The organism is Rhodococcus sp. YH3-3 (genome assembly GCF_001653035.1).
GTDB classification, from domain to species: Bacteria; Actinomycetota; Actinomycetes; order Mycobacteriales; family Mycobacteriaceae; genus Rhodococcus_F; species Rhodococcus_F qingshengii.
This window is the reverse complement of sequence record NZ_BCWH01000001.1, coordinates 66277-92572: the sequence shown is the minus strand read 5'-3', so window position 1 is coordinate 92572 and position 26296 is coordinate 66277. Positions and strand designations below refer to the sequence as shown.

Annotated in this window: 29 protein-coding genes and 4 pseudogenes; 17 read left to right on the top strand and 16 right to left on the bottom strand. The window is 60.1% G+C overall.

The window, feature by feature from the left end; all coding sequences use genetic code 11:
* Positions 1 to 90: 90 nt before the first annotated feature.
* Positions 91 to 678: a uracil-DNA glycosylase family protein gene (locus YH3_RS00560; RefSeq protein ID WP_064443438.1), complete on the top strand. Its 588-nt coding sequence runs from the start codon at positions 91 to 93 to the stop codon at positions 676 to 678.
* 376 nt (positions 679 to 1054) lie between these two features.
* On the opposite strand, the gene YH3_RS00555 is transcribed toward YH3_RS00560, so the two are convergent.
* From YH3_RS00555 to YH3_RS00545, 3 genes and pseudogenes are all read right to left on the bottom strand, one after another.
* Entirely contained in the window at positions 1055 to 1372 is a 318-nt protein-coding gene (locus tag YH3_RS00555; protein WP_064442813.1) for an MGMT family protein, read from the bottom strand.
* Positions 1365 to 1562, bottom strand: a pseudogene (locus YH3_RS34750) (vitamin B12 dependent-methionine synthase activation domain-containing protein); the annotation flags it as partial. The pseudogene YH3_RS34750 and the gene YH3_RS00555, both read right to left, overlap by 8 nt.
* 340 nt (positions 1563 to 1902) lie before the next feature.
* Entirely contained in the window at positions 1903 to 2235 is a 333-nt protein-coding gene (locus tag YH3_RS00545; protein ID WP_064442811.1) for a cupin domain-containing protein, read from the bottom strand.
* A gap of 506 nt (positions 2236 to 2741) precedes the next feature.
* Between YH3_RS00545 and YH3_RS35880 the strand changes: the two genes are divergently transcribed.
* Positions 2742 to 3035: a hypothetical protein gene (locus YH3_RS35880; protein WP_157127685.1), complete on the top strand. Its 294-nt coding sequence runs from the start codon at positions 2742 to 2744 to the stop codon at positions 3033 to 3035.
* A gap of 185 nt (positions 3036 to 3220) precedes the next feature.
* Here the strand turns inward: YH3_RS35880 and YH3_RS00535 are convergent, their stop codons facing one another.
* Positions 3221 to 3916, bottom strand: a complete 696-nt coding sequence (locus YH3_RS00535; RefSeq protein WP_064442810.1) for a metalloregulator ArsR/SmtB family transcription factor — start codon at positions 3914 to 3916, stop codon at positions 3221 to 3223.
* Between the two features lie 60 nt (positions 3917 to 3976).
* On the opposite strand from YH3_RS00535, the gene fdxA reads away from it, so the two are divergent.
* The 8 genes from fdxA to YH3_RS34745 all read left to right on the top strand — a co-directional run bounded on the left by fdxA (position 3977) and on the right by YH3_RS34745 (position 10075).
* The gene (fdxA, locus tag YH3_RS00530) at positions 3977 to 4351 is read left to right on the top strand and encodes a ferredoxin (RefSeq protein WP_064442809.1); all 375 of its coding nucleotides are present in this window, start codon (positions 3977 to 3979) and stop codon (positions 4349 to 4351) included.
* Between the two features lie 9 nt (positions 4352 to 4360).
* Positions 4361 to 6109, top strand: a complete 1749-nt coding sequence (gene ctaD / locus YH3_RS00525) for a cytochrome c oxidase subunit I (RefSeq protein WP_064442808.1) — start codon at positions 4361 to 4363, stop codon at positions 6107 to 6109.
* On the top strand, positions 6106 to 6552 hold the full coding sequence (locus YH3_RS00520; RefSeq protein ID WP_064442807.1) for a hypothetical protein: 447 nt from the start codon (positions 6106 to 6108) through the stop codon (positions 6550 to 6552). Before ctaD ends, YH3_RS00520 begins: the two co-directional genes overlap by 4 nt.
* Before the next feature lie 29 nt (positions 6553 to 6581).
* Complete coding sequence (locus YH3_RS00515; RefSeq protein ID WP_064442806.1) at positions 6582 to 6992, top strand: DUF952 domain-containing protein; 411 nt, start codon at positions 6582 to 6584, stop codon at positions 6990 to 6992.
* Between the two features lie 719 nt (positions 6993 to 7711).
* Positions 7712 to 7948, top strand: a complete 237-nt coding sequence (locus YH3_RS00510) for a hypothetical protein (RefSeq protein ID WP_064442805.1) — start codon at positions 7712 to 7714, stop codon at positions 7946 to 7948.
* A 174-nt stretch (positions 7949 to 8122) separates the two neighbouring features.
* Positions 8123 to 8572 (top strand): Rrf2 family transcriptional regulator, encoded by a 450-nt coding sequence (locus tag YH3_RS00505; protein ID WP_003943059.1) that lies wholly within the window; start codon positions 8123 to 8125, stop codon positions 8570 to 8572.
* A gap of 31 nt (positions 8573 to 8603) precedes the next feature.
* On the top strand, positions 8604 to 9797 hold the full coding sequence (locus YH3_RS00500; protein WP_064442804.1) for a globin domain-containing protein: 1194 nt from the start codon (positions 8604 to 8606) through the stop codon (positions 9795 to 9797).
* Between the two features lie 11 nt (positions 9798 to 9808).
* Entirely contained in the window at positions 9809 to 10075 is a 267-nt protein-coding gene (locus tag YH3_RS34745) for a hypothetical protein (RefSeq protein ID WP_371594684.1), read from the top strand.
* Here YH3_RS34745 and YH3_RS00495 read toward each other — a convergent pair.
* Entirely contained in the window at positions 10037 to 10450 is a 414-nt protein-coding gene (locus tag YH3_RS00495) for a VOC family protein (RefSeq protein WP_064442803.1), read from the bottom strand. The genes YH3_RS34745 and YH3_RS00495 overlap by 39 nt on opposite strands.
* A 575-nt stretch (positions 10451 to 11025) precedes the next feature.
* On the opposite strand from YH3_RS00495, the pseudogene YH3_RS00485 reads away from it, so the two are divergent.
* Positions 11026 to 12039, top strand: a pseudogene (locus YH3_RS00485) (IS481 family transposase).
* Positions 12040 to 12365: 326 nt separating this feature from the next.
* On the opposite strand, the gene YH3_RS00480 reads toward YH3_RS00485, so the two are convergent.
* The gene (locus YH3_RS00480) at positions 12366 to 13382 is read right to left on the bottom strand and encodes an IS110 family transposase (protein ID WP_064443437.1); all 1017 of its coding nucleotides are present in this window, start codon (positions 13380 to 13382) and stop codon (positions 12366 to 12368) included.
* A gap of 43 nt (positions 13383 to 13425) precedes the next feature.
* Between YH3_RS00480 and YH3_RS00470 the strand changes: the two genes are divergently transcribed.
* Positions 13426 to 14588 (top strand): IS3 family transposase gene (locus tag YH3_RS00470; RefSeq protein ID WP_154100271.1). Its coding sequence is split into 2 segments (ribosomal slippage): positions 13426 to 13710 and positions 13713 to 14588, totalling 1161 coding nucleotides; the frame shifts between segments, so codons are not numbered across the junction.
* Positions 14589 to 14972: 384 nt separating this feature from the next.
* On the opposite strand, the gene YH3_RS00465 is transcribed toward YH3_RS00470, so the two are convergent.
* From YH3_RS00465 to YH3_RS34740, 3 genes and pseudogenes are all read right to left on the bottom strand, one after another.
* Positions 14973 to 15956 carry an IS3 family transposase gene (locus YH3_RS00465; protein ID WP_238592574.1) on the bottom strand — a complete coding sequence of 328 codons (984 nt, stop codon included), beginning with the start codon at positions 15954 to 15956 and terminating at the stop codon, positions 14973 to 14975.
* Positions 15923 to 16090, bottom strand: a pseudogene (locus YH3_RS36480) (transposase); the annotation flags it as partial. The pseudogene YH3_RS36480 and the gene YH3_RS00465, both read right to left, overlap by 34 nt.
* A gap of 78 nt (positions 16091 to 16168) precedes the next feature.
* Positions 16169 to 16462 (bottom strand): BldC family transcriptional regulator, encoded by a 294-nt coding sequence (locus tag YH3_RS34740; RefSeq protein WP_081377674.1) that lies wholly within the window; start codon positions 16460 to 16462, stop codon positions 16169 to 16171.
* Positions 16463 to 16826: 364 nt separating this feature from the next.
* Between YH3_RS34740 and YH3_RS00455 the strand changes: the two genes are divergently transcribed.
* Entirely contained in the window at positions 16827 to 18056 is a 1230-nt protein-coding gene (locus YH3_RS00455) for an IS110 family transposase (protein ID WP_044480091.1), read from the top strand.
* Positions 18057 to 18059: 3 nt separating this feature from the next.
* On the opposite strand, the gene YH3_RS35875 is transcribed toward YH3_RS00455, so the two are convergent.
* Both YH3_RS35875 and YH3_RS00445 read right to left on the bottom strand, forming a co-directional pair.
* Entirely contained in the window at positions 18060 to 18407 is a 348-nt protein-coding gene (locus YH3_RS35875; protein ID WP_193777160.1) for a hypothetical protein, read from the bottom strand.
* Positions 18407 to 19549, bottom strand: a complete 1143-nt coding sequence (locus tag YH3_RS00445; RefSeq protein ID WP_064442800.1) for an alkane 1-monooxygenase — start codon at positions 19547 to 19549, stop codon at positions 18407 to 18409. Before YH3_RS00445 ends, YH3_RS35875 begins: the two co-directional genes overlap by 1 nt.
* Before the next feature lie 505 nt (positions 19550 to 20054).
* Here YH3_RS00445 and YH3_RS37235 point away from each other — a divergent pair.
* Together YH3_RS37235 and YH3_RS00435 are read left to right on the top strand one after the other, a co-directional pair.
* A complete protein-coding gene (locus YH3_RS37235) occupies positions 20055 to 20387 on the top strand; it encodes a sigma factor (protein ID WP_064442799.1) in 333 nt (110 codons plus the stop codon).
* 336 nt (positions 20388 to 20723) lie between these two features.
* Positions 20724 to 21077, top strand: a complete 354-nt coding sequence (locus YH3_RS00435) for a hypothetical protein (protein WP_064442798.1) — start codon at positions 20724 to 20726, stop codon at positions 21075 to 21077.
* A gap of 69 nt (positions 21078 to 21146) precedes the next feature.
* On the opposite strand, the gene YH3_RS00430 is transcribed toward YH3_RS00435, so the two are convergent.
* The 4 genes from YH3_RS00430 to YH3_RS00415 form a co-directional block, all read right to left on the bottom strand.
* Positions 21147 to 21368, bottom strand: coding sequence for a hypothetical protein (locus YH3_RS00430; protein ID WP_178377395.1), 222 nt, complete (start codon positions 21366 to 21368; stop codon positions 21147 to 21149).
* Between the two features lie 277 nt (positions 21369 to 21645).
* A complete protein-coding gene (locus YH3_RS00425) occupies positions 21646 to 22578 on the bottom strand; it encodes a DoxX family protein (RefSeq protein WP_064442797.1) in 933 nt (310 codons plus the stop codon).
* Positions 22579 to 22822: 244 nt separating this feature from the next.
* The gene (locus tag YH3_RS35870; protein WP_087503832.1) at positions 22823 to 22978 is read right to left on the bottom strand and encodes a DUF6131 family protein; all 156 of its coding nucleotides are present in this window, start codon (positions 22976 to 22978) and stop codon (positions 22823 to 22825) included.
* An 819-nt stretch (positions 22979 to 23797) separates the two neighbouring features.
* Positions 23798 to 24007 (bottom strand): hypothetical protein, encoded by a 210-nt coding sequence (locus YH3_RS00415; protein ID WP_042926916.1) that lies wholly within the window; start codon positions 24005 to 24007, stop codon positions 23798 to 23800.
* A 186-nt stretch (positions 24008 to 24193) separates the two neighbouring features.
* Here YH3_RS00415 and YH3_RS00410 point away from each other — a divergent pair.
* Positions 24194 to 25097, top strand: a pseudogene (locus tag YH3_RS00410) (IclR family transcriptional regulator).
* A 187-nt stretch (positions 25098 to 25284) separates the two neighbouring features.
* Here YH3_RS00410 and YH3_RS00405 read toward each other — a convergent pair.
* Positions 25285 to 25653 carry a hypothetical protein gene (locus tag YH3_RS00405; protein ID WP_125053479.1) on the bottom strand — a complete coding sequence of 123 codons (369 nt, stop codon included), beginning with the start codon at positions 25651 to 25653 and terminating at the stop codon, positions 25285 to 25287.
* A 372-nt stretch (positions 25654 to 26025) separates the two neighbouring features.
* Here YH3_RS00405 and YH3_RS36475 point away from each other — a divergent pair, with 372 nt between their 5' ends.
* Positions 26026 to 26262 (top strand): hypothetical protein, encoded by a 237-nt coding sequence (locus YH3_RS36475; RefSeq protein ID WP_223304538.1) that lies wholly within the window; start codon positions 26026 to 26028, stop codon positions 26260 to 26262.
* Positions 26263 to 26296: the final 34 nt, after the last annotated feature.

The window sequence follows — 26296 nt, the reverse complement described above, 5'->3', positions numbered from 1 at the left end:
TTTCGGTGATTTCCCGGTAAGACGACGACCTCGAACGCGTCCGATAACGACGTCACTTCTATGCTTGCCTCGACCCCGGAGATGGGAAATATGCCGGAACCATTGGCTGAGTTGCTCAGGGAGATCCGAGGGTGCACGCTCTGCGCGGACCACCTGCCGTGCGGGCCGCGTCCCGTACTGCAAGCAGGCCCATCGGCTCGGCTGCGTGTGATCGGCCAGGCGCCTGGCCGCAAAGTTCATACGACGGGTGTTCCCTGGGACGATCCTTCAGGTGACCGTCTGCGCACTTGGCTCGGTCTGACGCCCCCACAGTTCTACGACCCGGGCAAGGTAGCCGTCATGTCGATGGGCTTTTGCTATCCCGGCAAAGCGAGGTCGGGTGATCAACCACCGCGATCCGAATGCGTATCCCACTGGCACGAGGCGCTGAACGATCATTTGGTCGATGTTCGACTCACGTTATTGGTCGGTCAGTATGCACAGGCACATTATCTACGTGGTCGGCGCAAGCCGACGCTGACCGAGACCGTCAAAGCAGCGAAGGATTACTTGCCGTTGGGGTACCTTCCCCTTCCGCATCCTTCTCCGCGCAACCAGCCGTGGCTTGCCAAGAACCTGTGGTTCGAGGAGGACGTGTTGCCGATCGTCCAGACTGCAGTTCGCTCGCTCGCCCTGTGAAAGATCTTTTTGTCTCCACGTAGAGGTTCAGCGCGAAGCGCGAACACAACGTGTTCGACGTTGTCAGTTGACCGTCCACATCATCGAACCGATACCGAGCTGGCCGCCCGGTCACTGAGCTCTCCCCGTTCACACGCCGCGTCGGCGCTACACGCTCTCGCGCCTTACACCTTGCCCCCGGGTGTGTCGTCAACCGCCAGTCCACCTGAGTGCACGTCGAGACTGCGCAGCGGGTGGCCGTGTCTCATCCGACATGCCAGACTTAGGACATGACCCGGGGAGCAAATACGAGGGTGAAGATGACTTAATCGCATGGAGGACATGGCATTTCGTCGAAAACGATTGCAGGACGGTTCTCGCCATCGTTTGAGGTGGATCATCCATTCCACAGCGCGTGTACGAGGTCGACCCGTCCGTCGCGCATGGGCGTCCCTTCGCCGCGCAGTAGGACGAGAGCGTTGTTGCCGTGACAGGTAGCGGGAGTGCCGTTGGCGTAGACCACTCGGTGCCAATGTGTTTCGTCTGCCCAGTGGGTCATGACCTGGCCGACTTGGCGCGGATGCGCGTCGACGATGGTGGCGATCAGTCCGTATGTCATCACGCGGCCTGCAGGGATACGGTCGATTGTGTCGAGGACGCGGCGCGCGAACGGCGAGGGGCCGTCTTCCGATATTCCGTTCGGCAACTCAGACATTGAAATACTTTGCTTCCGGGTGGTGCAGGACAAAAGCGTCCGTGGACTGCTCGGGATGCAGCTGCAGCTCCTCAGACAATTCGACGCCGATTCGTTCGGGTTCGAGCAACGCAACCAACTTGGCTCGATCCTCGAGATCCGGGGACGCGCCGTATCCGAACGAATAACGAGCGCCGCGGTACTCTAGGCCGAGGAAGTCGTCCAGGGTGAGGTCCGCGGCCTGCAACATGGTGCCCATCGCTCCGTCGCCGATGACAACGCAATGTTTCAGCGCATCAAGCAGGGCAGAGTTACATGGGGCAGACATGCCGCCGGCCGTGGACTTCGAGGAAACAGGGGCGATCGGATCGTCGGTTTCGAATCGGTTCAATGCATTTACCTAACAGGACGATTGCCATCGACACGTAGAAGGACCGCGAACCGTGCCCGCGGACGATGCGGGGCACAGCTCGCGACTGGAGCATGGTCGATGACGAAGCGGAGTAAGAAATGACGGTCAGATCAGTGGCCGTGAAGACCGGGTCGATACTTCAGATTGCTTTAGCGACCGTCAGTAGTACGCACGAGGCCTCCAGCGCTTCGAGAGAATGTCGAGCATTCGGGACGATCAACAGATCGCCGGATGATCCCTCCCAAGCATTCTCGGCTGCGCACAGGCGTACCCGGCCGGTGAGGACGTAGACGGTCGCTTCCCCAGGGTTCTCGTGCTCGTCGAGTTTTTGGCCCTCTGCCAGCGCGATGACGGTTTGCCGCAGGACGTGTTCATGGCCGCCGTACACGGTACGAGCGCTCCGGCCGCTCTTCGAGTTTCCCGCCTTGTCGGCGAGTTGGCGAGCGAGCGCTGTCAATGACATCTTTTCCACGGTGTTCGCTTTCTTTGCGTGTATGCGGTGCTGGCCAGGGATTTCCATCGTTCTCCACTGGCCCGGCCATGAGGAGGTTTCTCAGTTGGTTCATGGGGCTTTCGCGGGGGCGTTGAATCAGGGCTGCTGTGGTGGGGGTGGGGGGGTGATCTCGTGTGGTGAGGAACTTGGCGGGGTCACTTCCGGTGCGGGCGCCGCTCTCTAACCATCGGGCGAATCCCCTTGGATCGCGACGTTCGATTTCGTCGAGATAAGCCTCGCGGGTACGTGCGAAGTGCAGTTCGTCCGTCGTCGAGGGCGATGTCGAGGGATCGCTCTGCTGGGCGGGGAAGCTCATGCGCCAACATCGACACAGGGCGTCGTCCGAGAGTTGGCTGCAATCCGGCAATGGAAGAAGCTGCACATCGACGCCGCTGGTGCGTATCAGGGGATCTTTCGGCGAGCACGGGAGCGAGGGTGTGAACTCGACTCTGTCGCGGAGATAGCGGCATACCGGAGGGGAGGTGATGGCCATCAGCAGTATCAGCGGTAGGGCAGGAGCGCCGGCGAGCGTGATCAATCCGATGACAGTGACCACTCCTGCCGCCCACGTAGCGCCGTCTCGTAGCGCAATCGTCAGGAGAGTTCGCGGTGGTGGGGTAGTACGACGTGTGATCGGTCGCAGCCAGGGTGAACCCCCTCCGATCAGCACTGCGGCAATCACCGCCGATACCAGAATGTCGGTTTGGACGGTGATGGCTGCGGCGATCCCCCCTGAAGCGGCCAGGATGACCGCGGTAATCCACCAGATCATGCGATAGATGCTCATGGGGTGTAATCCGTTGTAGTGAGGAAGTTTCCGGCTGTTCATTTCTCGATGCGGTCCGCCGAAACGACGAATATGTTCGATCGCGCGAGCACATCAGCGGTCCCACAAAACATGGGGGAGGGGAATGTGACTGTGCGACAGGAACATTGATATGCGCCGTTTGTACGGTCCTATGTGTCATTGCTGCTCCAGTTGCGCGAGGCACGTATGCGCGGTGTCCCAGGGGGTGAGCGTGCTCTCGATCTGACGTGCGCCAAGTCGTGTCAGAACTCCGCGTATCAGACCGAGATGCAAGGAGCAGACAACGCCGGGGTTCTGTCGGGCGACGCTTTCGAACGGACAGGCGTGCAATCGGATACGCGTATCGGAAGTCGAGGATTCGAGTTCCGGATCGAACCCCATCTCCGCGAACAAGGTAGTGACGACGACCGCCGCATCTTCTGTGGATCGACCGTTTCCGGAGGTTTCGCCGAGATCATCCAGCGCCCACTGCCGACCCGCAGCCTCGGCGAGCTGTTCCGGATCACCGTCCGCGTGGCGCGCGAAGTGCGCCGCCAAAACGTGGGCCAACTTTTCGTATCCGGAGGTGATCCCGACTCCTGACCCGAGTGGATTCTGTGCCCGGTAAAGCTGGCGCGGACGCCCTCGGATGACGTTGCGCTCGGTCTCCTTCGCGATCAGACCGACTTCGATCAACGCGTTGAGGTGGAACCGAACTGTGCTCACATGCAGGCCGCACAGATCCGCCAGTTCGCTGGCGGCCATCGATTCCGCGGCAGCCCGCAAGGCGTCCAACAGTTGAACTCGCCGCCCAGACGCCAGCACTGCATGGCTGTCGGCGCGCGCAGAACCGGTTCCCTTTCGTATCGCCATACTGTAAGACTTTAGAGGAAAGATTTCCTTAAAAATAGGCAGTGCCCCCGGAGGTCGCTCATGACATACGTGATCGCAGCACCATGTATCGACGTGATGGACCGGGGGTGCGTCGAGGAATGCCCGGTGGACTGCATCTACGAAGGAGCGCGGTCGCTCTACATCCACCCCGACGAATGCATCGACTGCGGTGCGTGCGAACCGGTCTGCCCGGTCGAGGCCATCTCGTACGAATCCGACGTCCCCGCCCGCTGGGAAGATTTCATCGATGACAACGCCCGCTTCTTCCACCGGCCACTGCCCGGTGCGGCCGAGATGGTGGGATCACCGGGAGGATCCATGAATCTCGGTCGCGTAGGTGTCGATACGGAATTGGTAGGCGGGTACCCGTACTCGAATCGTCCGGATATCGGACCGCCATCTCCCGCGCAGTGAGGAACGGCAATGACTCCCATTGTGACAGAGCTCCTTCCTTCGCGGCCTTACCCGAAACGGCGGGGGCTCAAGGGCACGTTCCTCTATTCCGCTGCCACTACGACCGATCCCAAACAGCTGGGCGTGATGTATCTGGTCACCTCGTTCGCCTTCTTCATGCTGGGCGGATTGATGGCCCTGCTGATCCGGACCGAACTTGCCGTCCCCGGTCTTCAGTTTCTCTCGAACGAGCAGTACAACCAGCTCTTCACCATGCACGGCACGATCATGTTGCTGCTCTATGCCACTCCGATCGTCTTCGGCTTCGCGAACTACATACTTCCCCTGCAGATCGGCGCACCGGATGTGGCGTTCCCGCGACTGAACGCACTCAGCTACTGGCTGTACCTGTTCGGTGCGCTCGTCACCGTATCCGGATTCCTCACCCCCGGAGGTGCCGCCGACTTCGGATGGACGGGGTATTCCCCGCTGACCAGTGCCCTGCATTCACCAGGTGTCGGTGGGGATCTGTGGATCATGGGCCTCGCACTGGCCGGCGTCGGGACCATCTTGGGTGGGGTCAACATGATCACCACCGTGATCTGTCTGCGTGCACCCGGGATGACGATGTTTCGGATGCCCATCTTCACGTGGAATGTCTTCATCACCATGATTTTGGTGTTGTTGGCTTTTCCTATTCTCACGGCGGCACTGATGGGACTGCTCGTGGACCGACACTTGGGCGGGCATCTCTTCGATCCCGCCACCGGTGGGGCGATCCTGTGGCAGCATCTGTTCTGGTTCTTCGGACATCCCGAGGTGTACATCGTGGCGATACCGTTCTTCGGTATCGTTTCGGAGATCTTTCCGGTCTTCTCCCGCAAGCCGATCTTCGGCTATCTCGGACTCGTCTACGCGACGATCGCCATATCGGCACTGTCTGCGGCAGTGTGGGCTCATCACATGTTTGCCACGGGAGCCGTTCTGCTGCCGTTCTTCTCGATGATGAGTTTTCTCATCGCCGTACCGACCGGGGTGAAATTCTTCAACTGGATCGGAACGATGTGGAAAGGACAATTGACCTTCGAATCGCCGATGCTGTTCTCGATCGGATTTCTGGTGACTTTCCTTTTCGGAGGTCTGTCCGGGGTGATATTGGCGAGCCCGCCGCTCGATTTCCACGTCACCGATTCGTATTTCCTCGTCGCGCACTTCCACTACGTCCTCTTCGGGACGATCGTCTTCGCCACGTACGCCGGGATCTATTTCTGGTTCCCGAAAATCACCGGACGATTCATGAACGAACGACTCGGTAGGTGGCATTTCTGGACGACCTTCGTCGGTTTCCACACAACCTTTCTGGTGCAACATTGGCTCGGCGCCGAAGGCATGCCGCGCCGATACGCCGACTACCTGCCCTCGGACGGATTCACCACACTGAACTCGATCTCCACGATCGGATCGTTCGTTCTCGGAGCGTCACTGTTGCCGTTCGTGTGGAACGTGTTCACGTCCTACCGCTACGGCCCGGCGGTCACGGTCGACGATCCGTGGGGCTACGGAAATTCGCTCGAATGGGCGACAAGTTGTCCGCCGCCGCAGCACAACTTCACCGAACTGCCTCGAATCCGCTCCGAACGTCCCGCATTCGAACTGCACTACCCCCATATGGTCGCGCGGATACGAGCGGAGGAACATGCAGGTAGAAGAAAAATGGTCGCCTCCGTCGCGGTGAGCGAACCGAACTCGCCACCCTCCGGTGAGGTCGATGGCCTATGACAGAAGCGGCACGCTACGCGCAATTGATTCTGCCGGTCTTCTGGCTCGGGATGGTCGCTGCGATCTCCTTCCTGGAAGCACCGATCAAGTTTCGCGCTCCCGGAGTGAGCCTGGCCATCGGGCTCGGGATCGGCCGCAAGGTCTTCACCGCACTGAACGCCGTGGAATTGGTTCTGGCACTGACACTGGCGGCATCCTGCATCGTCGCGAAACCCGACACGCCCACGTTGACGTTCTTCGTGCTGGCCGCGCTGGTGCTCGTTGTTCAGGTCGCGGTGATCCGACAGCAACTGGGTAAACGCTCCGACCGAATCCTTGCCGGAGAAGACCTACCCCGTTCGAAGATGCATCTGGTGTACATCGCATTCGAATTGGTGAAGGTCGTGTTGTTGGTCAGTGTGATCATTTCCCTGTTCGGGGTGTTCTCCGCCTGTCTTCACTGACACCCGACCACGTCGATGAAAGGTTTCCGATGAGCGAATGCATTTTTCACATAGCCCTTGCTGATGACTGGGAAGGCGCTCAACGATTCGGAGAATATGAAGGATCAACCCGCGCAACGACTCTCGATCAAGCCGGCTTCGTCCATGCTGCCACAGCTGCGGATCTCGAGTATGTCCTCGCGACAGTGTACGGAGACCTCCGACTTCCACTGGTAGTGGTAGTTGTCGATCAGGATGCTCTCCTTACTGCGGGGGTCTCGATCAGGTGGGACGAGCGCAACCCATCGCCTCCCGGTACAGACACGCGGGTTCCCCGGATCTTGGGAGCAATACCGCTGGATCCGGACATCGTCCTCGATGTTCTCCCGATCGAGGAAGTCGGCGGGGAATGGATCATTCCCGATGTGTCCGCATATACGCGCCGAGACACGACACGGTAGCCGACAAAACCCAGGTAAGCCGACTTTCGGCCAATAGTGGTAAGTAAGGTCAGGTGATCGAACGATTTTTGCACGCCCGTTACCTAGCCGGTGTCACTTACAGCGTTTGGACGTAACCGATGGTTGACTCCACCGATCCGTCTACACCGCCGAGAGCGTACCCCGATGTCGCGCGGAACCTACTGTGGCGCAAAGATTCCGCACACAATTGACCACCGGTGACGACGTCGTCGACCCTAAAATCTTCGGCAGGATGACGTGACGGACCGAACCGTGAAGCATGGGGTCGGTGCCCACAGGTGTGATCTCAGGCTTGACTGTTGTAAGTCGCTCGACACAAATGTGTGCAACGGTCTTCGGTGGGGGCGCGTTTCCAGATCACACCCCCGTTGTCGTTACCCCGCAGTCTGCGGTTGTCGTTCGGGTACGGTGTACGGTGAGCAAACCGTCGGTAGCCTGGAGTTAGCGATAATCTGGGTGGTACTGTTACGGTGAGTTACTTGAAAGTTGTTCTTCTTCATGAGGTCGGGGCCGAATGGAGCTCTTCCCGTAATGAAACTATGTAGCACAGTGCATTTCCAGAACGAAAGTCTCTGCACTTCGTTTGTCCGTCGTTGCGCTCGACGCATCGATCGGCCTCACCGAGATCCGATCGACGCTTGCGGGATCATTGCAGCACCAATCCGCGTTGCCGGTATCAGCGTCAAGACGGTGGCGCCATGACGAACACGTGTCGGCGTGAAGCCACATTGCTCGCCGTGTTTCTGGCCCAATTCGAACCGGTAGCCGAGGGACAGAAACTGACCCTCACTCGCCTCACCGCGCGCGAGATCGACCAGTGGCGAGAGGACTACGCGCAAGCGCTGCAATGTTCAGCTGCAACGAGTTTCAGCGCGAACGACGTCGTCGCCATCAAGGAAATGCGGCGACGGTACGGTTTTACCCCCGCCCTCTGAGAGTGCACTACGGGACGATGTGCTCGGTTCTACCTTTCGTCAACAAACCCGTTTTGCATGATCGGTGCCGTTTCACAGCGTTCTCGACCATGTCGACGTGGTGCGTTAGCCCTTCGTTTGAGATCCCCCTCACATAAATAGTCATCTCAGATGCGAATTATGTAGGTTCAGATCATGCAACTGACGCAGTTCACCGATCTGGGATTGCGCGTCGTCATGCGGTTGGCCGTACTCGACGCGGATGCCTCCCCCAGCACTCGGGATGTTGCGCAGCAGCTCAACGTGTCGTATTCCCATGCCACCAAGGTGGTTACACGGCTCGGTGAGCTCGGCATCGTGACAACCAGGCGCGGCCGCGGCGGTGGGCTTTCCATCACGGAACTCGGCCGCACCGCCACCATCGGCTGGCTGGCCAGACGCCTCGAAGGCCCGGGTGAAGTCGTCGACTGCGAAGGCGACAAACCGTGCCCACTGCGCGGAGGTTGCCTCCTTCGAAGTGCGTTGCGCGAAGCACAGGAAGCGTTCTTCGTTTCACTCGACGCGGTCACGATCGAAGACGTCATCCGGCAGCCGTCCAAAACTGTCCTGCTACGCCTCACCACCCGGAGCGACGAAGCAGGCTGATCAATCGAATTTCGACCGAACGGAGCAGCTCATGCTTTCCCCACAGTCAACCGAGGTCATTCGCGCCACCCTTCCCGTGGTCGGCGCCGCCATCGGCGATATCACAACCCTGTTCTACCGCAAGATGTTCGACGCACATCCTGAACTCGAACGTGATTTGTTCAATCGCGGCAATCAGAAGCAGGGCGAACAGCAGAAGGCTCTCGCCGGCGCCATCGCGGCATTCGCGACGCTTCAGCTCGAGCCGGACAGCGCCAAGGTCGATCTCATACTCTCACGCATCGCGCACAAGCATGCGTCGCTGGGAATCACTCCCGACCAGTACGCAATCGTGCACGAACACCTCTTTGCCGCGATCGTCGAAATACTCGGAGATGCAGTCACTCCCGAAGTCGCCGCAGCCTGGGACGAAGTCTACTGGCTGATGGCGGAAACCCTCATCACGATTGAACGAGGCCTCTACCAACTCGCCGGCGTCGACGCCGGCGACGTGTGGCGCACGGTCAGGATCAGCGAACGAGTTCTTCAGTCCGCCGACACTGTCTCGCTGACTCTCGCCTCGCTCGACGGCAGCGTTCTCCCCACCTTCGCGCCCGGACAGTACCTTTCGGTCGGAGTTACGCTGCCCGACGGCGCTCGCCAGATACGTCAATACAGCCTCTGTTCCGTGCCGAGCAGCGCCGACTGGCGAATCAGCGTGAAGAGAATTTCGGGCACGCCCGACGGCGAAGTGTCGAACTTCCTCTACAACAACGTGTTCGAAGGTTCCGAGCTGTCGGTAACCACACCGTTCGGCGATCTGATGATGCCTGACGACGACTCACCGCTCCTGCTCGCGTCGGCCGGAATCGGTTGCACACCGATGATCGGCATGCTCAACCATCTCGTGGACACCGGTGCACAGCGTTCCGTCTCCGTCATTCATGCGGATCGATCCATTGCGGATCACGCGCACCGCGCAGAACTCAGCACACTCGTCGAGAAGATTCCCGCCGCAACCCTGCACCGTTGGTACGAGGATCTCGGCACGCACGTTGCGTTCGGATCGGTTCACGAAGGACGGGCGGATTTGCAAGGTATTGCAGTGGAGCCCGAAACCCAAGCCTTCCTTTGCGGGCCGATGCCGTTCATGTTGGCGATGCGCGCATCGTTGCTCGAAAGGGACGTCCCGGCACAGAATATCCACTACGAGGTCTTCGGGCCCGACAGCTGGGCCAATACCTGAGCGGACCCGACATGACGGAAGAGCAACCTGTGGAAACTCTTTCGCGATGGTCCGACTCGGGAGCGACGTGGCGGGTTCTACGGCGCACCCCCACATCGATCACGGTGTCACTACGACGCTGCGACGACGGCGAGGAAGTAGAGCGTCTGACATCGTCCGATCCCGATCTCCTCGCGTGGATCGGTGACCGCTCCAGCAGCGAGGACAGGCCGGACGAACGCACCGCTCCGGACGGCACGTTATCCGTGGAATCGTGGTGCGATCAGCTCTCGGGGTAACTGTTCTGGGTCCGGGTAAGCGACGATGACACGGATACCGTCCGGGTCGCAGCCGTCGACGAAGGTTACTCCGCCGACAACCTGGGTGAAAGTGGAGGCGTCATATGCGCGTAGACGCTCACTGATCCGCGTAAGTTCCTCTTCTGTATCGGCGGACCACATGACGTAGTGGACGCCGATACTGCTGATGTTGCGCAGGGATGCGCCCTTTTGCACATACATGTAGATCTGAAAATCATCCGGCGTCAGAAGAAGCACCGCATCGCGTTCACGCAAGGCGACACGGCAGGAAAACACATCGCAGTAGTAGCTCACCGACCGATCCAAGTGGGCTACTTGCATCACCGACGAGGCAACTCTCGCGGCTGCACACATTTTTCTCCCCTAACCCCTTAGCAGTCCAGAGATCTTCACAGTACCTTCATGCTCGACATACTGGTTCGTACAGCAGAATTGATTTCTGAAGGCCGGTAGATTGTCCCACCAACTGCCGCGTGTGCAGCGTTTCGTTGCAGCCGTCTCGAAGTCAGCTCATCCGCAGACGATCGAGGGGTTAACTGTAGGTGTGGTCGGCCTGTGGCGCGGCAGCGGTGACAGGAGACGACTGACCGAACGCCGAAATCCGGGGCTCGTCGGAGCCGTAGGAGATCTGGTGGGGGGGGAACGAACATCTTTGCGCACAACTGGCAAAGGACTTTGAGCGCACAACTGGCAGAGATGCAGTCGACGCCATATATCGAGGCTGTGGTGTCAGTTTCCGCCTTGTCCACACAGGCGCACTGGCCGGTGGGCGGTACCGCTGCGATTGTGGTGGTACCCGAACCTTTGCCCTCCGACCGCGATCAGAGCTCGCTCGAGACGTCAGCGCCCAGGTGCCCAAGCGCGTGGGCGGTATTGAACGTTGGGGGTATGTACATTGCTGACGCGGGACCGAAGAAGAGGACCACCCTGTGACACACCGTAATGCTCCGCTGACAGTGGAGGGAAGATGGCGACTCGTCGACCGATCCCGAATGCGTCCGGTGGCGTATGTCGCTGCTGAGATGGGGGTCTCGCGGCAATGCGCCTGGAAGTGGGTCAACCGTTACCGCCAATACGGCGAACTGGGACTACACGACCGATCCAGCACACCGAAACACCAACCGACCGCCACCGCGGCGGGCGTCGTGGCCGAGATCGAATTCATGCGACGGACCCCGACCCGGAAATGGTCGGCCTCACTAATCACGTTCGAACTCCGAATGGATGGAATGGTCATCGCTCGCCGGACGGTCTCGACGATCCTGCGGAATCTCGGGCTGAATCGTCGCCGGTTCATCGACCCGAACGGTGAAACGAAGCGAAAACCACAGTTCATCGTTGCGAAACGGCCAGGCCAGATGCTCCACGTCGATATCAAGAGAGTCGGAAAGATCCCTGAGTGCGGGGGGTGGCGAGCCCCGAGGGCGAGATTCCCCACAGGCCAAACGATCCCAGCGCCGCAAAACGAAGAACAACCAGGCCCGCATTGGGCTACACGTACCTGCATTCCGCGATCGACGGTAAACCCGCCCGGCGTACACCGAAGCCAGGAACAACGAAACCGCCGCAACAGCCATCGTTTTCATGAACAACGCCCGACTCTTCTTCGCCGCACACGGCATCACCCCGATCGAACGGGCAATCACCGACAACGGACCATGCTAGCGCGCAGCTGATTTCACGGCTTTACTCGGAACCCCTCGATACCAACGGATCAGGCCGTACACCCCGAAACGCAACGGGAAGTAGAACGATACAACCGCATCCTCGCCGAAGAACTGCTCTACTCCCGCGAATACAGCAGCGAGCAGCAACGACGCACCGCCATCGAGGTGTGGAATGTTCACTATAATTACCACCGACCGCATTCAGCACGCGGAGGACGACCGCCCGCCGCTTACCGCCGGCACCGCGTAGCAAACGTCCGCGCCTCATACAACTGATATGTAGAGAAATTTGTCAAGGGACAGGTGGAAACGGCCTCGGGAACGGCAGTTCCCGAGGCCGTTTCCGTTTCGGTCGACGGACATGAAGAACGGCGGGTGACATGTCGATATTCACGACTCGTGGTCAGACTGATATACGCGGGTTGGCTACCGCAGGACGACTGTTCGGCAGGAACGGTGCTGCTGCTCTAGGGTCGGGCGTCGCAATCGGTTCCAATTTCGGAACCTGTTGCTGCCCATAGTTGTTTTCGCAGATCGTTCCTCACGCTGCCATCACGCCCTTTGCGATTGTCTATCGACCGAAATCTAGGGGAAGGACAAGCTCAGGGCTGGTCGTCGACGACCGCCAGCGACCAACACCATCCCGCAAGTTCTCTGGCTACGGCGACATTGGCGATCACCGGACGCTTCTTACGGGCGGTGAACTGCTCCCACCGATGATGCAGGCGGTGGTTGCCGGCATGCCCACGAGCACGCGCAGCGGGGCTGGCTTTCGCCCATCGAGTGCGCATGACCTGTCCAGGGTTGCGGCAGATCTTGCGGTGATGCCATGCTGCCTCGACCAACAACCGACGTGCATGACCGTTGCCGGTCTTGGTGATCGAACCCTGTGATCGTGATGTCCCCGAAGAGTATTCACTCGGCACCAGGCCGACATAGGAACCGATGGTGCTCCCCGTAAATCGCTGCCAGTCGCCGATCTCGACCGCCAACCCGAACCCGGTCAAAGTAGAGATTCCGCGTAAACATCCCAAACGGTGCACCATCGGCGTGTAGGGACTGTTCTCCGCCATCTCCTCGATCGCCGTATCCAGTCGGTCACGGCTTCGGGTGAGCAGCATCGCTTCATAGTTCGAGTCGAACGTGGCCTGCAACGCAGACTGCTCGAACCTCTGACTTCGTAGCCACACATCATGCGCACCAGTCCACGCCGCACCACCAGAATAGACAATGCCCTGCCGCAGAAGAAGTTTCGACAAGCGATGTCGGCATCGCATCAGATCCCCGCGAGCATCCTCACGGGCACGGACCAGATCTCGGGCTGCCTCTTGTTCTACCGAAGGGACCGTGACCTCGACGATCTCGTCCAGTCGGAGCAACCTTGCCAGATGCAGCGCGTCGCGAGCATCGGTCTTGACGCGGTCACCAGCAGGTCTCTGTAGTTTTGACGGCGCGACCACCACGCACTCCACACCCGCTTGATTCAGAGCTCGGTACAGGCCGAATCCGGTCGGTCCGGCCTCGTAGACGGCTTTCACCGGACCCGGCAACGAACGCAACCAGGCGAGGATCTCACCGGAGTCCGGACATAATGGGTCTGCTGCACGGATAGGTGACATCTGATCTGTGGTGCCGAGAGGTGCCGCTGGAAGGATGTGCACCATGCCGAAGCCCTATCCCCGAGAGTTCCGTGAGGACGTTGTTCGGGTTGCCCGCAGTCGCGAGCCCGGAATGCTGTTGAAGCAGATCGCCGCCGACTTCGGGATCAGTGAATCCTGCCTGACGGGTTGGCTGAAAGTGGCCGATATCGAGGACGGAATCAAATCAGGAACTACCGGTGAGGACGTGGTCGAGAACCGGGAACTGCGCAAGCGAATCCGGTTGCTCGAGCAGGAGAACGAAGTCTTGCGCCGTGCTGCCGCCTATCTTTCCCAGGCGAACCTGCCGGGAAAATGATGTACCCGCTCGTTCGTGAGCTGGCCGAGGACGGCATTCCCGTCACGGTGACGTGCCGGGTACTCGAGATCGCTCGCCAGCCCTACTACCGGTGGCTGGCTGACCCGGTGACCGATGCCGACCTCGCGGAGGCCTACCGGGCGAACGCTCTGTTCAGGGCCCATAAGGACGACCCGGAGTTCGGCTACCGGTTCCTGTTCTACGAGGCTCGCGACGTCGGCCAGGTGATGGCCGAGCGCACAGCGTGGCGGATCTGCTCGAACAACGGCTGGGGGAGGGGGTTCGGCAAGAAACGCGGAAAAGCCAAGCGCCCGGGGCCTGCGGTCCACGACGACCACGTCCAACGCAACTTCACCGCCGATGCTGCGAATCAGCTGTGGTTGGGCGACATCACAGAGCATTGGACGAGCGAAGGCAAGCTCTACATGTGCGCGTTCAAAGACGTATTCTCCAACCGGATCGTTGGCTACTCCATCAGCGATCGGATGAAGTCCCGGCTCGCGGTCGATGCGCTCGACAACGCCGTCGCCCGCCGAGATTTCGTCGCAGGCTGCGTGGTCCACACCGACAGAGGATCGCAATTTCAATCAAAAAAATTCGTCCGCGCTCTGAGCCGCCATCACATGGTCGGCTCGATGGGCCGCGTCGCTGCGGCCGGCGACAATGCCGCCATGGAGAGCTTCTTCTCTCTACTGCAAAAGAACGTCCTGGACCGCCGCCCCTGGCGCACCCGTGACGATCTCAGGATCGCGATCGTCACCTGGATCGAAAAGACCTACCACCGCCGACGCCGCCAAGTCGGACTCGGCCGATTGACCCCCATAGAATACGAGACCATCATGACCACACCAGCCACTCAGGCTGCGTGACTCAACCTGTCACCTGATCGTGCAGCAGACCCAATCGTTGTTTCCATACTTCACCGGTTTGACCGTCGATCGCACATGCCACTACAGACAGTGCGTGCACGTCCAATCCGACACTCGTACGCTGATATATCACCGGGGCCTCCTGCAAATGTAGGCACTACCGATCCAGGCTTCGCCTACTCGGCAACCCACGGCAACTTGCAAGCGAGTCCCCGGCCCGAAACGGGCCGACCCTCATACCGTCTAGCTTCTCCGATAAGGGCCCTTCAGATCGGTTGCGCGTGAAGCTTGCGTTCCGGTGCGGGGCAGCGTCGTCGACATGTCTGTTACGTCGTCTAGCAGGCTGGCAGGACCCCATTTGGTGAGCCACTCGCTATCAGAGAATCAATGCGTGTGAATACAGCTGGCAGCGTACTCATTTGGAGTTCGATACGCCAGCGATGAATGACGGTGCCGGTTGTTGTAGTCCTCCTTCCAGTCCTCGATGACCACCCGAGCTTCGAGGAGGCTGTGGAATTCGTTCATGTTCAGGCATTCGTCACGGACACGGTTGTTGAAGGACTCGATGTAGCCGTTTTTCCACGGCTGACCAGGTGGAACGTAGCCGATACCGACCTGATCCTCGCAGAACGTCCTCAGCGCCTCGGAGATGAACTCGGGCCCGTTGTCGCACCGCAGGACCTGCGGTGGGCCGCCCCAGAGCGCGAACGCCTTCTTCAACGCTGCGACGAGGTCCTCTGCCGGGATGGATCGCTCGACAATGTTCAGTACGGACTGGCGGGTGTGTTCGTCGACCATCGACGCGATCTTGAACTTCCGGCCCTCGGTGGTCGAGTCGAACTGAAAGTCGATCGCCCACACAACCTTCGGTGCATCTGCCTCGGTGATCGGAGTAGTCGAGGCGCCGGCCCGTTTACGTATCTTGCGGACGTTCACCCGCAGTCCTTCCTCGCGCCAGAGTCGCTGAACCTTCTTCTTGTTAATCACCCAGCCCGCGGCACGCAAGTCCGCCCATGCCCGCCGGAACCCTTTTCGCTGGTTGACTTTGGCCCAGTCCCGCAACCACTTCCGCAGATCGGCATCCGGATCATCCGAGGTGTTCCTTGCTACTTTCTTGCGTTGGGTCGATCGTGGTTGCCCGACGATTCTGCAGGCGAAACGCTGCGAGAGCCCCATTGTTTCCTGGAGCATCATCACGGCGTTTCGTTTGGCGGTCGGGCTCAGAATTTTCCCCGAGCAATCTCCTTGAGGGCAGCCTTTTCGAGCTCGGCTTCGGCGAGGAGCTTCTTGAGCAGGGCGTTCTCGTTCTTGAGTTCCTTGAACTCTTTGGCGTCGTCGGCTTTCATACCGCCGTACTGCTTGCGCCAGTTGTAGAGCGTCGGCACCGAGACGTCGAGTTGTCGGGCGATTTCCTCGACGTCGGCGCCTGTGGCGGCGAGTTCGTCGCCGTGGCGCAGTTTGCGGATGATCTGTTCGGGTGTGTGCCGTTTGCGTCCAGCCATGAGATGAAGCCTTTCATGCCCTTGATCAGGGCGGAAGGATTCTCATAACTTGCGGGTCACTTCACGGGGGTCATGCCATCAGGATGCCGTCGGATCCGTTTTTGGCCCTGGAGTGTGAAGCGAGTGCAAGAGCATACGGATCTCGGTGCGGTGGTAGCGGCGGTGACCGCCGATGGTCGAGGTAAACCCGATTTTTCCTTCGTCAGCCCAGCGAGCGACTGTTTTCGGAGTTACACGAAAAAGTTCGGACACTTGTTTTGGAGTGAGTAAGTCTTCGGAGCCGATATCAAAGACAGCGGGAGGAGGTGGCGGTCCATTGCCACCGCTGCTTTCGTGCTGAGCGGAGGCTGGAGTCGACCCGTTCAGGCCCATGATTGTCCTAATCGGTAGTTGGGATAGGAGCTGACCCCGTATAGGGACAGTTTGTGTTCTGGTGCTGCTGTCGGGGCGACGCCTGTTGTTGCCCGGACATTCGATGTCTCACGAAAGAACGGTGCGCCCCGGTAGCAGTGATCTGGTGTTCGGTGGTGTGATGGCGTTGCCCCTGCCGACCGCAGGGTTCACCCCGGTATGAGTTCTCCCGAGCCGTAGAGCTCTTCGGAAAGCACTGGGGGTCCTGCGGTGTGCTGGAGTCACGGACGGCTACTGAGATGACGGACCGTCGAGTCCTGCGATTAGGGTGCCGCGTGGCCCCTGCCCGGTGCCGGGCATCGTATCGAGCAGACGGAGGGAACGAATGAGTTTGTTCTGTGGAATCGATTGGGCCACTGATCATCACGACATCGCGGTCGTCGACCACACGGGCCGCCTGGTGGCCGGCGGCAGGGTCGAGAACACCGCCTCGGGATTCGAGGCCTTGTTGGCCATGCTCGCCGACGCCGGTGAGGACCCGCACGAGCCGGTGCCGGTGGCCATCGAGACCGATCACGGTCTGTGGGTCGCGGCGTTGACCGCCTCGGGAAGGCAGGTCTACCCGATCAATCCGCTCGCGGCCTCGCGTTACCGGTCCAGGCATGTCGTCTCCGGAGCGAAGTCCGATGCGGTCGATGCCCGCACCTTGGCGAATATCCTGCGCACCGACCTGCCCGAGCATCGCCCACGATCGAATGATTCCGAGCTGGCCCAGAGTGTGCGGGTGCTCGCTCGCGCGCAGCAGGACACGATCTGGAACAGGCAACAGGTCACCAACCGGGTCATCGCGCTGCTCAAGGAGTTCTACCCGGCAGCGTTGGAAGCCTTCGCCGGTCTCGAAGGCGGCATCACCCGAGCCGATGCCCGGATGATCCTCACCGCTGCTCCCACCCCTGCCCAGGCGGCCACATTGACTCCGGCCCGATTGCGAAAGTTGATGGCCAAAGCCGGCCGCCAGCGATATCTCGATCGGGACGCCGGGCGCCTGCGCGAGGTGTTCACCGCCGAGCACCTCCGTCAGCCCGCCATGATCGAAGAAGCGATGGGACGGCAACTGAGCGCGTTGCTCGGGCAGCTGAACGCCATCTGTACTGCGGTTGCCGACCTGACGGAGGCGGTTACCGAGACTTTTCACCGACACCCGGACGCGAAGATCCTGACCAGTTTCCCCGGCGTGGGGCCAGTGGTCGGCGCCCGGGTGCTCGCCGAGATCGGTGACGACCGCTCGAAATTCGACGACGCTCGTGGATTGAAAGCCTTCGCTGGATCCGCGCCGATCACCCGCGCCAGCGGCAAGAAGACCGTCATTACGCACCGGCACATCAAGAACCGGCGTCTCGCCGCCGCCGGTTCGATCTGGGCGATGGCAGCGCTGAAATCCTCGCCCGGAGCGCGGCGGCACTACGACGCGCGCCGAGCCAAAGGTGACTGGCTCCAAGAAGCCAAACGCCACTTGTTCAACAAATTCCTCGGACAACTCCACCACTGCCTGCAAACCGGACAAACCTACGACGAAACCCATGCCTTCCCACCTCCTCTCGTGCTCGCGGCTTGACTGTTAACTTCCTGAGATGTCTTTCGAGGAGTCGACGGTGCGTGATTCTTTCTGACTCGGATGCCCGGTATCGGATCGAAGAATTTTTCTGTACGCGGTGAGCAGATATTTTTCGGCAGCGGTGTAGTCGGTGATCGGGGTGCCGTCTGAGTCTGTGGTCTGGACGATGAGTTCGAGGTAGCGGCGGCGGTATAGATAGGCATCGGGTTGCTGCAGCAGGAATTGCGCGGCGGCGATGACTTCTGGACTCGACGCTGCACGTGCGAATCTGGCGTGAGACTGCAGGTGGCGATCTATGTCGGTGTGCGGGTACGGATCTGACTCTGTATTTGTTGGGTCGTGGGCGTTCATCAGGTCGTGCTCCTGGCGTTGATTCGTTCTGTGTCGCCGTCGTAGTAGTCCAACAATCTCTGATCCATCACCCGGCGCCACAGCGGTGGAATCCACGCGATCACGATCATCACTGCGTAGCCGGCCGGAAGTTGCGGCGCTTCGGCCGCGCTACGCAGACTTTGGTACCGCAGCTTCGGGTTGGCGTGGTGATCGCTGTGCCGCTGCAGTTGGTAGAGAAACAGATTGCTCACGACGTGATCGCTGTTCCAACTGTCAGCGGGGCTGGCGCGAACGTACGAGCCGTCGGCACGCTTGCCACGCAGCAGGCCGTAATGCTCGAGGTAGTTCGCGGCTTCGAGGAAGGTGAATCCGGCAACTGCCTGCAGCAGGAGCCAGGGCGCGACCTCCCAACCGAAGATACCGATCAGCGTCGCGAAGAGGACAACACTCATCGCCCAAGCGTTGAGAATATTGTTCTCGAAGCTCCAGGTTCGTTTGCCTTTCCTCTGGAGTCGAGCGCTCTCGATGCGCCATGCCGAACGCAGCCCGCCGAACACACTTCGTGGCAAGAACCTCCAGAAGCTCTCACCGAACCGTGAGCTGGCCGGGTCCTGCGGAGTAGCTACACGCACATGGTGGCCGAAATTGTGTTCCACGTAGAAGTGCCCGTAGAGAGATTGCGCAAGCGCCACTTTCGCGAGCCACTGTTCGATCTTCTCGCTCTTGTGGCCGAGTTCGTGGGCCGCGTTGATACCGACGCCGGCGACGACGCCCACCGTGAACGACATCGCGATCTTCTCCGCGATTCCCATCGGAGCGTTGATCCAGCACCAGCAGGCGAAGACCAGACCGGCGTATTGCAAGGGGAGGAACGCGTAAGTGCACCAGCGGTAGTAGCGGTCCTTCTGCAGTCGTGGGATCGCATCGTCCGGCGGACTTTCGCCGTCTTCACCGGCCAGCATGTCGATGATCGGGATGACGATGACCAGTAGCCACGCGCCGGTCGCCCAGAACAATCCGAGACGAAGGTTGTCGACGAGAATCCAGGAGAGGAACGGGCTGAGTGGAATCAGCAATCCGAGCGGCCACAGGTACCTCTTACGATCACGCCACACCGAAGGGCCTTCGATGCTCGCGGGTGTGGAAGCCGCGGGAGTCATGGTGACATCTGGTGAATAGGGGGCATTTTCCTAAGGATTCAGGCTTAGAGGACGTTTACGATATGTGTATCTCATTCCAGAGCCGAGGGTTACACGTGGAATCGAAGTAAGAGGTGATCGCCAGTCGGGGGCTGAGGCGCGGCCCTGCGATCTCGGCCTCCTCGGATATCCATGACTCGCCGGTGGCTAATCCGTCTTTTTCGCACGATCGATGAATGATCTTGGTGAAGAACAAGACTCGTGTTCATTCCGGGATGCCTTTGCCAACCTGCTTGGGCATGTTGCGACTTTGGGTGTGCCCAGGATTCGGAGCGAGCGCTCCATCAACCTCGGATGCGGGTGATGGAGACCACAGCAATATGGCAGGGGCTAGCTACACGACTTCCGGCTGCTGTGTACTAACTGACATTCATTCGAGACGTTCGAGCCCCACTTTCCGAGGTTCCTGCTGAGTGCAGATGACTATGCTCGCTCTGTAAGTTCACGTGAGAGTGGGGCGACCGTGATGGTAAAGGCTGATCCAGACGACCACCTTGTTGCTGTGCTGTGTTCTGTTTCCTCCGGGAGTCGTGCAGCTTTCGCCGAATTCTACGACCGGACTTCCCCTTGGGTCTGCGACCTGCTCATGCAGATGTTCGGTGATCAGCGAGTTAGCGACGAACTGGCACGGTCGGTGTATCGCGAGGTATGGGCATGCGCGCCCGAGTACAAGACGGAAAACGGGAGCCCTACGGCGTGGGTAATCATGATTGCTCACCGGCGAGCGATAGAAAAGATTCGCTCCCCGCCCTCGGCGCGAGGCTTTATGGTCCTCTCAGGAGGCCTCCGGATCGGCTGAGGAAGCCCACGCATGCAAAGACGGCTTCAGTTGGTCAACAGGGGATTGCCGCGCAAGAAGATACCTCTACCAGGGATATTACTGCGGTTGGACACAGCGGCAGATAGCCCACCGTGACGGGGTGACCGTTACCCTTGTGCGATCGAGCATCAAATCAGCCGTATTGACTGCACGCGCTAGTCAGCAATGCGGTCTGATGTAGCCGGAGTTCTGACGGAGGCATGTTCGGCGTTGGTGCTACGAGCGGAGAGCTTCGCGGGGTGATCGGGCGCAGTAATCGAGGTTTGCACGAATTAGGTGGTCCGACTGTGAAAGGGTTTGCAGGAAGGAGACGGGATGTGCTGGACGAGTACTGACGGCGCTCACGAAGGAGCGCCGGCGACGATCGTCGCCGGCGATCGCACCGCACTGTCGTACAGCGCCCGGGGCTTCGGACTCGAGGACGGAACGTACGTGCCCGATGAAGCGACGATCGGTTGGCGGGCGCAATGCTCGTGCGGATGGAAAGCATTGGGGCTCATCGAGCGTGTGACCGACGCCGACCTACCTCGACGACCGGACCAGATCCTCGACCTCTCGGGAGGGCCCGCATTCCCGGAAGTAGAAGACATATGCCACGCACAATGGCTTGAGCATGTCCGCCGATCCGCTTCAGCATGCTCCACGAACGCGTTCTCCATGACCACATGACGCACGACTCGGTGAGGTATCGGTCGGGGACCTATGATTCCTGATCTGCAGTCGACTCACGCGTGAGGTCTAGGGCCGCACACCTCGCTGTTGTACAGGGGGGAGTGGTGCGTGCACCACTCCTGAGTGGTCCCGGCGTACTGTGACCCACCGCGGAGATGCGGTGGTCGGATCGAGAGGCATCGACCCGACCACGCCGATGACACCGTCGTCAACACCGATCACCTGTCCTCCGCGTAGGAGGGTGACGTCTTCTCTGGTGATCTTGGTCTTGTCGGCGCGAGCCGTCATCAGCCACTCTCCGTGATCATCCGTCAATTTCGCGAGCCAGGTCCCCATATGACCTGCCTCTACCTTCGTGTTCGTTGGCGGCCCCCCGAGTCGCGCTCTCAAACAAAGCCTCGCGCGAGCGCAGCTAGGTGCCCCGCTGTGTTATCCGCTCGGAGCACTTATCTCTGGGAGTGCATGTCCATTGTGTTTTCGTCGGCTATGAAATTTAGCCAGGAAATGCTAGCCAATAACTCGTAACAACGTCACTGCAGGATGGTGACCGTGTTTTTCGGTGCACTCAGTGCGTCAATTCGTCCTTCTTGGCGCGAGCCTTTTCGAGTGCCTTCTCGGCGCGCTTTCGGGCACGCTTACCCAGCACCTCGGTTTGCTCCGACGCCGTTTCGGCCCACTCGTTGCTCTTTTCGAGGGCGAGTTCGGCGAACTCCGAGCTGCGCTTGCTCGCCAGCTCTGCCAGTTCGGCGCTGCGCTCGCGTGCGGTCTCGGCCAGTTCGGAGCCGCGCTTCTGCGCGACTTCGAGGATGTCCGGGCCGCGTTCTTTGGCGACCTCTCCGAATTCCGCGGCTCGCTTGCTCGCGATCTCCGCGAATTCGGAGCTGCGCTCCTTGGCAAGTTCGAGCCAATCCGTGCCGTGTGCCTTCGCGGTTTCGGCAAGCTCGGAACCGCGTTCGGAAGCCACCGACAGAGCATGCTCGACGCGATCGCTCGTGTGATCGGTCTGCGATGCGACCAATGGAAGTGCTGCGGCGATAGACGCCTGGGCTTTCTTCGCGGCGCGACGGCCGCGCCAGCCGAGCGACGGCTTGCCCTCGGTGTCGACGGAGGCGGTCATCAGTCCGCCGAGCAAGCTGACGTTCTTGATGAAGTTTGTGCGCTGCATCGCTCGCAGTGACGGATCGGTTTCGTTCCAGAAGTCGTGACCGGCAAGCGTGGTCGGTACCAGGCCCCCCGCGAGCACCAACGACGCGAGCCGCGGCGCCTTGCCGGTGGCCAGCAGGGCACCGCCGCCGATCTGGGCGGCGGCGTTGATCTTGACGGGAGGTTCCGGATCAGCAGGCACCTTCTGCGTCACTGCTCCTGGCAGCGTCTCGACGGATTTATCGATCAGCGGTGACGCTTTGGCTGCTCGCTGAGCAGGGTTGCGCAAAGCATCGATTCCCCCGGCGATGAAGCTCGTGGAAAGCAGTGGACGAGCAATTCGACGTACCAGCATGTTTCAAGCCTTCCAGAGTGAATGCGACATTTGGAGAACCACTCTCCGCGGGCCTCCCGGCAGGTTGCTCAGCTGTACTGAACTGTGTCGACAGGCACCCTCAAACGTGGAGGTGGGATGTGCCCAGTCCCTCTCTTACAGGAGGAGGCGATCCCGGTAGTGGTGCATCATCATGGGTCGAGCAAATTAGGTACCCGCGCGAGCCAGATGTCCCAGGCGAGGTTAGGCCGGGGTATATAGGGTGTTAATACCAAACTTTTCGACCGCCCACAGCGCGACCCATGGTGCCCAGAAGTGTCAGGATTGCGCCGACCACCACCAAGATGATGCCGACTGTCGTCAAAATACTGATTGCGGTGAAGTAACCGATCAGGGCCAGAATGATGCCGAGGACAATCACAGTGATTCCTATTCTCTCGCTAGGTTCTCGCTCTGCGCACCGGCCAGCCACCAGATCCGGCGGTGCGAGAAGTTCAATAGATCACAGAATCTATACCATCAGACATAGATTATAGGCAAAATTGAAACCAGATGTAGTGAGGTGGCGTTAAGCGCCGACCTGGCCCGGCCAGGAGGCCGGTCGGTGCCTGGCGAACATTGAGGAAGGGCGTAGTCAAGGGCCCACCGACACTGAGTACGAGCAGAGTCCCGGTGGGCGGGCACGCGCCCGCCGTGTCGGCGACGACCGCGAAGTTCGGGCGGTCCACCGACATCAGGTGTGAACATCGGTCGGTGGACCGTGCGTGTCAGAACCGGCGACAACTCCGACACGCAGATCGAAGACCCGCCGGGACGGAGTGGGGGACTCAACCGGCGGGTCAACATCCTCCATGCCCTGGTGCCTTGTTCTCCAAACATGAACAGCCCGCCGTATTTGTCGAGCAGGCACAACGAGGCCCAGCAGAAACCGATCAAGGCGACGGGCAGCACTCCCTGATGCTGGCCTTGTCGTCCAGAGTCGCCTGCTGCACCAGATGAGCGTCATTCTGCCGTGCGTCAGTACAAGTACATTGCCGCGTTCCTGACAAGTAACGGAGAAGGGTAGTGTTCGGCCCTCGTTCCAGGCTGGCGCGGGTGGGTGGGGGACCGAGAATGTTCATCTCGATCACGCCGGCGGTGCGAAGCCTCACGCCCGTAACTCGATGCCATTCTGCAGCGGTTGCGACGCGGATAGACGTTGGTGATCACTCCCCGCGAAGTGGCGAGATCGTGGTATCGGTCAACGACTGATGTCGATACCGACCGGCTGTTCGATAACGCCCCTGCATCCGCTGCGGCAATCAACGAAACTTTCCCGGCGGTCGGTCAGTTCAGGCGGTGAACCGGCGTAGAACTCGAGCACGGTAATAAACAGTGGACATCTACATTGAAGGCAGTCGCGTCCGAGTTCGGTGCCGACGACGGGCACAGTGCTCACGAAATCGACCATAGGCCAATTCTTCGAACGCGCATTCCTACTGGCAGGCAACGCATCCCGCGCACCGATGACACCGGTAAGTCTGTGACGCGATGTATGTGTCTGCTGCGCTTACCGTCGCATTCTGCAAGCGAGCCACCGACTGGGTGGGGAACACAGGAGATAGAATGAATTCTAGTAAATTTCGGAAGGGGCTTCATGGGCATCGCTGACCAGAATGGCACAACGCCGGGCGTCTCGACAGAGATGAAGTCGGGCAAGGACCTGCCACCCTCGATGATCGAGCGACTGACGTTGATTCTCGACGCCTTCGGCGGGCGAGGAGCTCGGATCACGCTCGAACAGGTTGCATGCCGTACTCGATTACCTCGCTCCACTGTCCACCGCATTCTCGATCAACTCACCACCTTCGGATGGGTCGAGCACGCCTCCTTCGGATACTGCCTCGGTCGCCGCGCTCTCCGGGGGACGGCGACGGCGAGAGGCGCAGCTCGCTTCGTGAAGCGGCCGCACCGTTTCTGCACGAATTGCACCAGCAGACCGGTATGGTCGTGCATCTGACCGTCCTCGACGGCCCCGACGTCGTCGATCTCGACAAAGTCGGCGGACGTTTCGCCGCTGCAGTCCCGTCGCGTGTCGGGGGTCACGCCCCCGCCCACTGCACCGCCGGCGGAAAAGCGATCCTGGCGTGGATCACCCCCGAACGCGTCGACGCTCTTTTCGGCTCAGTCCTTTCTCGCAGTACGGAAAACACCATCACAAACATCAATGTTTTGCACCAGGAACTGAGTCGCATCCGCCGGCGCCGCGGTGTGGCCTTCGAGCGAGGAGAGTCAGCTCATGGTGTGGCCTGCATCGCTGCTGCGGTTCGCGGATACGAAGAACCCGTCGGCAGCATCGCCCTGTGCGGCAACAACAAATCCGTTCAGCTAGAACGCCTCGCCCCTTGGTCGTCCACGCGGTCCGTGAAATTTCTCGATCGTTGTACCCCGAATCGGACCATTCCCGTAGACCACGAAAGGCGCCTTCCGTTCCTGCGGCCACATTCTCCGCGGAGATGATGGATCGCCTCCTGGCGGCATCACCGGAAGACTGGATCTAACGTATCTCGACCGATCGAGTCCGCGGTGTCAGTACCTGGACGGTATTCCCGAGAACTCGCTGACGCATCCTTAACTCCTCGACCACGCTGGATGGCGCTTGTTTGCATTCTCCAGGGCTCGCCGTGGATCAGCCATGTCATTTTGAACATGTTGGGCTGCAAGCAGATACATTTTTCGTTGAATGTGTCATTGTGCGAGAATGCGGATTCCGTTGGCGTCCTGGGCGAGGATGTGGGCGAAGTGGCGGTTGGATTTGTCGAGTCCGTCGGAGAGGTTCGCGCCACGCAAGAAGGATGCTGCGGCGGCGTCGAGGTGCCGCGCAATGCGCAGGAGCAGGCCGAGGGGCGGGAACGAGGAAGACGTGGGCGTCTGCGGTGATAATGTCGATAGTAGCGACAGACCGGCCTCAGTTTCGTTGTCGTCGTGGTTGATGTGGGCGACTTTCAATGCTTCGGCCGGGGCTGCCGCTGGAAATTTCTGTGCCGAGCCTGCGACAATGTTTCCGTTTTGTCGGCACGACAGCGAACTATTGGCGGTAATGGTGTTGTGCTGCAATGTGTCCTTATTTTCACCATTGCTTGACAGGGGCGCACGGGAGTCGGAAGCAGAAAACGGCAGGGTTAACCGCGATAGCGGCGAGGGAACCGCTGCATGCGCGGGAAGGATACGAGCTGCTGAGTCCGAGCGCTCCTCTTACCGGCGGCGACATGTGATCATCGTTCTGAAATCGATACTGTCTAGGTTTTTCGACGTGAGGATCGTATGTTCGCTGATCGGTTGAATATGTTGTTCGAGGATTCGCCGCGATTCGGTCGTCCGGTCACGCAAGCTGTGGTGGCGGACGGTCTCGCCGCGAGTGGCTCTCGCCTCTCCCGCCCTTATCTGTCTCAGTTACGTCGAAGTAGGCGGACGAACCCTTCTCCGGATGTGGTCGCTGTGCTTGCTAATTTCTTCGGCGTCGATGACAAGTATTTTTATCTGCCGGTCGACAGTGAGGGGGCGGAACCGTCGGTTGTCATCGACTGTCTCGAACAGGGGGCGTTGCGGCAACTGTTGGCTGCAGTGGTCGGCCTTTCCGAGTCGTCCACAGGGCTGGTCGTCGACATGGCGGAACGTTTGCGCCGCGCAGAAAAACTTCCAGAGATCACTGCGGGCGCTGATTGACCGAAACGTACTGCTATAGACCGGTTCCCCGACG

Excerpts from the sequence above, each read along its gene's own strand:
- YH3_RS00560 (WP_064443438.1), top strand. The coding sequence starts at position 91 with ATGCCGGAACCATTGGCTGAGTTGCTCAGGGAGATCCGAGGGTGCACG.
- YH3_RS00555 (WP_064442813.1), bottom strand. The coding sequence starts at position 1,372 with ATGTCTGAGTTGCCGAACGGAATATCGGAAGACGGCCCCTCGCCGTTC.
- YH3_RS35880 (WP_157127685.1), top strand. The coding sequence starts at position 2,742 with ATGGCCATCAGCAGTATCAGCGGTAGGGCAGGAGCGCCGGCGAGCGTG.
- YH3_RS00535 (WP_064442810.1), bottom strand. The coding sequence starts at position 3,916 with ATGGCGATACGAAAGGGAACCGGTTCTGCGCGCGCCGACAGCCATGCA.
- fdxA (WP_064442809.1), top strand. The coding sequence starts at position 3,977 with ATGACATACGTGATCGCAGCACCATGTATCGACGTGATGGACCGGGGG.
- ctaD (WP_064442808.1), top strand. The coding sequence starts at position 4,361 with ATGACTCCCATTGTGACAGAGCTCCTTCCTTCGCGGCCTTACCCGAAA.
- YH3_RS00520 (WP_064442807.1), top strand. The coding sequence starts at position 6,106 with ATGACAGAAGCGGCACGCTACGCGCAATTGATTCTGCCGGTCTTCTGG.
- YH3_RS00515 (WP_064442806.1), top strand. The coding sequence starts at position 6,582 with ATGAGCGAATGCATTTTTCACATAGCCCTTGCTGATGACTGGGAAGGC.
- YH3_RS00510 (WP_064442805.1), top strand. The coding sequence starts at position 7,712 with ATGACGAACACGTGTCGGCGTGAAGCCACATTGCTCGCCGTGTTTCTG.
- YH3_RS00505 (WP_003943059.1), top strand. The coding sequence starts at position 8,123 with ATGCAACTGACGCAGTTCACCGATCTGGGATTGCGCGTCGTCATGCGG.
- YH3_RS00500 (WP_064442804.1), top strand. The coding sequence starts at position 8,604 with ATGCTTTCCCCACAGTCAACCGAGGTCATTCGCGCCACCCTTCCCGTG.
- YH3_RS34745 (WP_371594684.1), top strand. The coding sequence starts at position 9,809 with ATGACGGAAGAGCAACCTGTGGAAACTCTTTCGCGATGGTCCGACTCG.
- YH3_RS00495 (WP_064442803.1), bottom strand. The coding sequence starts at position 10,450 with ATGTGTGCAGCCGCGAGAGTTGCCTCGTCGGTGATGCAAGTAGCCCAC.
- YH3_RS00480 (WP_064443437.1), bottom strand. The coding sequence starts at position 13,382 with ATGTCACCTATCCGTGCAGCAGACCCATTATGTCCGGACTCCGGTGAG.
- YH3_RS34740 (WP_081377674.1), bottom strand. The coding sequence starts at position 16,462 with ATGGGCCTGAACGGGTCGACTCCAGCCTCCGCTCAGCACGAAAGCAGC.
- YH3_RS00455 (WP_044480091.1), top strand. The coding sequence starts at position 16,827 with ATGAGTTTGTTCTGTGGAATCGATTGGGCCACTGATCATCACGACATC.
- YH3_RS35875 (WP_193777160.1), bottom strand. The coding sequence starts at position 18,407 with ATGAACGCCCACGACCCAACAAATACAGAGTCAGATCCGTACCCGCAC.
- YH3_RS00445 (WP_064442800.1), bottom strand. The coding sequence starts at position 19,549 with ATGACTCCCGCGGCTTCCACACCCGCGAGCATCGAAGGCCCTTCGGTG.
- YH3_RS37235 (WP_064442799.1), top strand. The coding sequence starts at position 20,055 with ATGGTAAAGGCTGATCCAGACGACCACCTTGTTGCTGTGCTGTGTTCT.
- YH3_RS00435 (WP_064442798.1), top strand. The coding sequence starts at position 20,724 with ATGTGCTGGACGAGTACTGACGGCGCTCACGAAGGAGCGCCGGCGACG.
- YH3_RS00430 (WP_178377395.1), bottom strand. The coding sequence starts at position 21,368 with ATGACGGCTCGCGCCGACAAGACCAAGATCACCAGAGAAGACGTCACC.
- YH3_RS00425 (WP_064442797.1), bottom strand. The coding sequence starts at position 22,578 with ATGCTGGTACGTCGAATTGCTCGTCCACTGCTTTCCACGAGCTTCATC.
- YH3_RS00415 (WP_042926916.1), bottom strand. The coding sequence starts at position 24,007 with ATGGTCGATTTCGTGAGCACTGTGCCCGTCGTCGGCACCGAACTCGGA.